Origin of the sequence: Mesorhizobium sp. M1403 (assembly GCF_040317695.1) — a bacterium.
GTDB lineage: Bacteria > Pseudomonadota > Alphaproteobacteria > Rhizobiales > Rhizobiaceae > Mesorhizobium.
Map to the genome: position 1 here is coordinate 1 of NZ_JAMYKY010000074.1, position 3,827 is coordinate 3,827.

Consider the following 3,827-nt stretch of genomic DNA (forward strand, 5'->3'; position numbering starts at 1 on the left):
AGACGTCAAATCCCCCGCAAACAAGCGAACAACCGCCGCAACCCCGCCGCCGCAAGCTTTTGCTCATGACTGCGCAACAGGTCCCCAAGGGGAGAAGGGGAGCCACATCGCCGTCAATCGTGGCTATGTCCGAAATGCCGGCTCGCCACCTCGACATGCGTGTCGTGCGCATGCGCTTCGAAGCGTTCGGTCTCGCCGAGATCGTCCACCGCCTCGTTCGGCCACCAGGTGCCGCCGACCACGATGCCGGCCGAGACCAGCCTTTGCTCGGCGACCAGCGAGGCGCCGACCGAATCGACAAAGGTGAAGTGGCCTGGACGCAGACGCAGCACCGCGACGTCACCGACCACGCCAATCGCCAGCCTGCCGAGATCTGGCCTGGCGATCGCTTCCGCTGGCCGCTGCGTTGCGGCGCGCAGCACCTCGACCAGTGGCATGCCGAGCGCCAGCAGTTTCGACATGCAGACCAGGATGTCGAAGGCCGGCCCGTCGACGCAGTAGAGATGCACGTCGCTGCTGATCACGTCCGGCGCCAGACCCTCGCTGAGCATCGCTTTGGCCACCTCGAAATCGAACGAGCCCATGCCGTGGCCGAGGTCGAAGATGACGCCGCGCTCGCGCGCCAGCCGCATATCCGGCCGCACCGCCCCCGAGGCGAAGACCGGCGCGTTGGGAAACGGCCGGAAGCAGTGGGTGAGGATGTCGCCCTTGCGCAGCCGCGGCAGCACTTCCGAGCGGCCGGGCGGCGGCTCGTCTATATGCGCCATCAGCGGCAGGCCGGCCTTGTCGGCGGCTTCGAGCGCGAGATCGACCGGCGCGATGCCGCTGGTGCCACCGGCATGGCGACCCGAGCGGACCTTGACACCGACAACCACGTCCGCGTGCTCGCGCGCCGCCGCCACCGTTTCGCGCGGTTCGCAGAGCCGGAGGTCGCTGCACTCGCCGACCGCCACGGTCTGCGAGAAGCCGAATATGCCGGCAAAGGAAATGTTGACGTAGGCCAGGATGCGGACTTTCGAGCGCTCTATGACGTGGCGGCGAAAGCCGAGGAAATTGCCGGCGCCGGCGCTTCCGGCATCGATGAAGGTGGTGGTGCCGCTCTTCGCCGCAAGCCGGTCGGCATCGACGCCGAGCGACGTGCCGCCCCAATAGACATGGCTGTGCAGGTCGATCAGGCCGGGCGCGACGATGGAGCCCGTGGCGTCGATGACGCGGGCTGCACGTTCGAAGGGGATTTCGGTGTCGATCGCGGCGATACGGCCGTCGGCAATCGCCAGATCGCGTTGTGCGTCGAGGCCGGACGCCGGATCGATGAGGCGGCCGCCTTTTATCAGGAGATCGAATTGCATTGCGCCTGTCTCCGCTTTTCCGTCAGGCCGGCCTGTAGGCGACGGCTTCGACCTCGATCTTGATGTCGATCATAAGCCGTGACTCCACAGTCGTGCGTGCCGGCGGATCTTTCGGGAAATGCCGGGCATAGACCGTGTTGAAGATGCCGAAGTCGCGCGCGTCCTCGAGCCAGACCGTGGTCTTGATCACATCGTCCAGCGTGCAGCCGGCCAGCGCCAGTGCCGCCTTGATGTTCGACAGCACCTGTTCGGTCTGCTCGGCGATGCCGCCCTTGACCACCAGCCCGTCGCCGCCGACCGGCACCTGGCCGGAGACATAGACGAAATCGCCGGCCCTGACCGCCGGCGACAACGGCACATGGGATTTTCCGAAACACTGCTTGGGCAAGGAGGCCTCCTCTGGAAATCTTGCGTGACCGCCCTTATGCCTGCCACCGCGGTTCTCATCCAACATTTTGGAAGCTATATCGCTTTGCTGCGGGAGCGCCAGCTTGGTCACCACGCTCGGTGACCCTTCGCGCCCCCCTCTGTCCTGCCCTCTTTCCCACTACTTGGCATCTCCCCCACAAGGAGGGAGATTGGCCGTCATCACTGATTTCGCCAACCACCGACCTTGCAAAAGGTGCGCTGCCAGCGAAGCTGCCGATCTCCCCCCAAAAGGGGGAGATGCCCGGCAGGGCAGAGGGGGGCGCTGTCCCGCCAGCGTCTTGACCCGCGACACCAGCCCGCTCAGCGATCGATCCGCGTCGACAGGATGATCGACGACGACGTCCGCTCGACCCCGTCCATGGCGCCGATCTGGTCGAGAAGCGTGTCGAGATCCCTGATCGACGGCGCCTCGACGATGACGATCATGTCGAAATTGCCGCTGACCGAATGCAGCGTCCGCACCGGCGGCAGCGCCTGCAGGCTGCGCACCACCTTGTCGGCAAGCTTGGGCGTGACGGTGAGCAGGACATGCGCCCGCACCAGTCCTTGTTCGTAATCCGGCGAAAGCCTCACGCCGTAGCCGGTGATGGTGCCGCGCTGCTCCAGCCGCTCGATCCGGCTCTGCACCGTCGTCCGTGAGACGCCCAGCCGCCGCGCCAGTTCGGCGGTCGAGGCGCGTGCATTGATGCGCAGCAGGGAAAGCAGCGCCTGGTCGGCATCACTAAGCATTTCGACGAACCTTGCCGGCGTATTGATCAAACAGAGACTGCGTTTTGCACAATCCCACGCTTCCTTTCGACAGGCAAGCTGCGATTCTAGCCGTCTATTTAATATTGGTGCGAGGGACCGGTCATGAAGGAAATCATCGTCGTCGGCGCCGGCAAGATCGGCTCGACCATAGCCGAGATGCTGGCATCCACGGGCGACTACCATGTCACCCTGGTCGACCGCTCGGCTGCGCAGCTCGGCGCGGCCGAACTGCCGGCCGGCGTAGAGACGCTGGAACTCGATATCGAGGCCGTCGGCACCCTCGAAGCCGCCCTGGCCGGCAAGTTCGCGGTGCTCAGCGCTGCGCCCTTCCATCTGACCACGCGCATCGCCGAAGCGGCGGCCAGCGCCGGCGTGCACTATCTCGATCTGACAGAGGACGTCGTCAGCACCAGGCGCGTCAAGGAATTGGCGCGCTCCGGCAACAGCGCCTTCATCCCGCAATGCGGGCTGGCGCCGGGCTTCATCTCGATCGTTGCCAACGATCTCGCCAGCCGCTTCGACACGCTGGAAAGCGTGCGCATGCGGGTTGGCGCGCTGCCGCAATACCCGTCGAATGCGCTGAACTACAATCTGACCTGGAGCACCGACGGCGTCATCAACGAATATTGCGAGCCTTGTGAGGCGATCGTCGAAGGCGAGCTGGTCGAAGTGCCGCCGCTGGAGGAGCGTGAAGAATTCTCGCTCGACGGCGTCACCTACGAGGCATTCAACACCTCGGGCGGGCTGGGCACGCTGGCCGAAACGCTGAAAGGCAAGGTGCGGACGCTGAACTACCGCACCATCCGCTACCCCGGCCACGCCGCGATCATGAAGGCGCTGCTCAACGACCTCGGCCTGCGCCACCGCCGCGACGTGCTGAAGGACATTTTCGAAAGCGCCCTGCCGGCGACGCTGCAGGACGTCGTCATCGTCTTCGTCACCGTCAGCGGCCGCAAGAACGGCCGCCTGCTGCAGGAGACCTACGCCAACAAGATCTACGCCAGGCGTGTCGGCGATACGGTACGCAGCGCCATCCAGATCACCACTGCCTCCGCCATCTGCGCCGTGCTCGACATGCTGGCCGATGGCACCTTGCCGGCAAAGGGCTTCATCAAGCAGGAGGACATCGCGCTCGACGCCTTCCTGGCCAACCGCTTCGGCCGCGCCTACGCGCAGCACGAGATGGTTAGCCGACTGGCGGGTTGAGCTGCGTAATCTCCCCCACGAGGGCAGGGGAATCGCATATGGCGATTTTGGGGTTGAGTTTAGGCTGAGAAAGGATTCTTTGGAGAGGCAGTT

The 3,827-nt window shown here is 65.0% G+C and carries 4 protein-coding genes; 1 reads left to right on the forward strand and 3 read right to left on the reverse strand.

From position 1 onward, the window contains the following. Window positions 1-113: 113 nt before the first annotated feature. The 3 genes from NKH01_RS34910 to NKH01_RS34920 all read right to left on the reverse strand — a co-directional run bounded on the left by NKH01_RS34910 (window position 114) and on the right by NKH01_RS34920 (window position 2,507). Entirely contained in the window at window positions 114-1,349 is a 1,236-nt protein-coding gene (locus NKH01_RS34910) for an amidohydrolase/deacetylase family metallohydrolase (protein ID WP_352845422.1), read from the reverse strand. Between the two features lie 22 nt (window positions 1,350-1,371). Continuing rightward, a complete protein-coding gene (locus tag NKH01_RS34915; protein ID WP_352815950.1) occupies window positions 1,372-1,737 on the reverse strand; it encodes a RidA family protein in 366 nt (121 codons plus the stop codon). A 341-nt stretch (window positions 1,738-2,078) separates the two neighbouring features. After that, the gene (locus NKH01_RS34920) at window positions 2,079-2,507 is read right to left on the reverse strand and encodes an Lrp/AsnC family transcriptional regulator (protein ID WP_352587968.1); all 429 of its coding nucleotides are present in this window, start codon (window positions 2,505-2,507) and stop codon (window positions 2,079-2,081) included. Between the two features lie 123 nt (window positions 2,508-2,630). Here NKH01_RS34920 and NKH01_RS34925 point away from each other — a divergent pair, with 123 nt between their 5' ends. Then, window positions 2,631-3,734 (forward strand): saccharopine dehydrogenase family protein, encoded by a 1,104-nt coding sequence (locus tag NKH01_RS34925; RefSeq protein WP_352845424.1) that lies wholly within the window; start codon window positions 2,631-2,633, stop codon window positions 3,732-3,734. The last annotated feature ends 93 nt before the right edge of the window (window positions 3,735-3,827 follow it).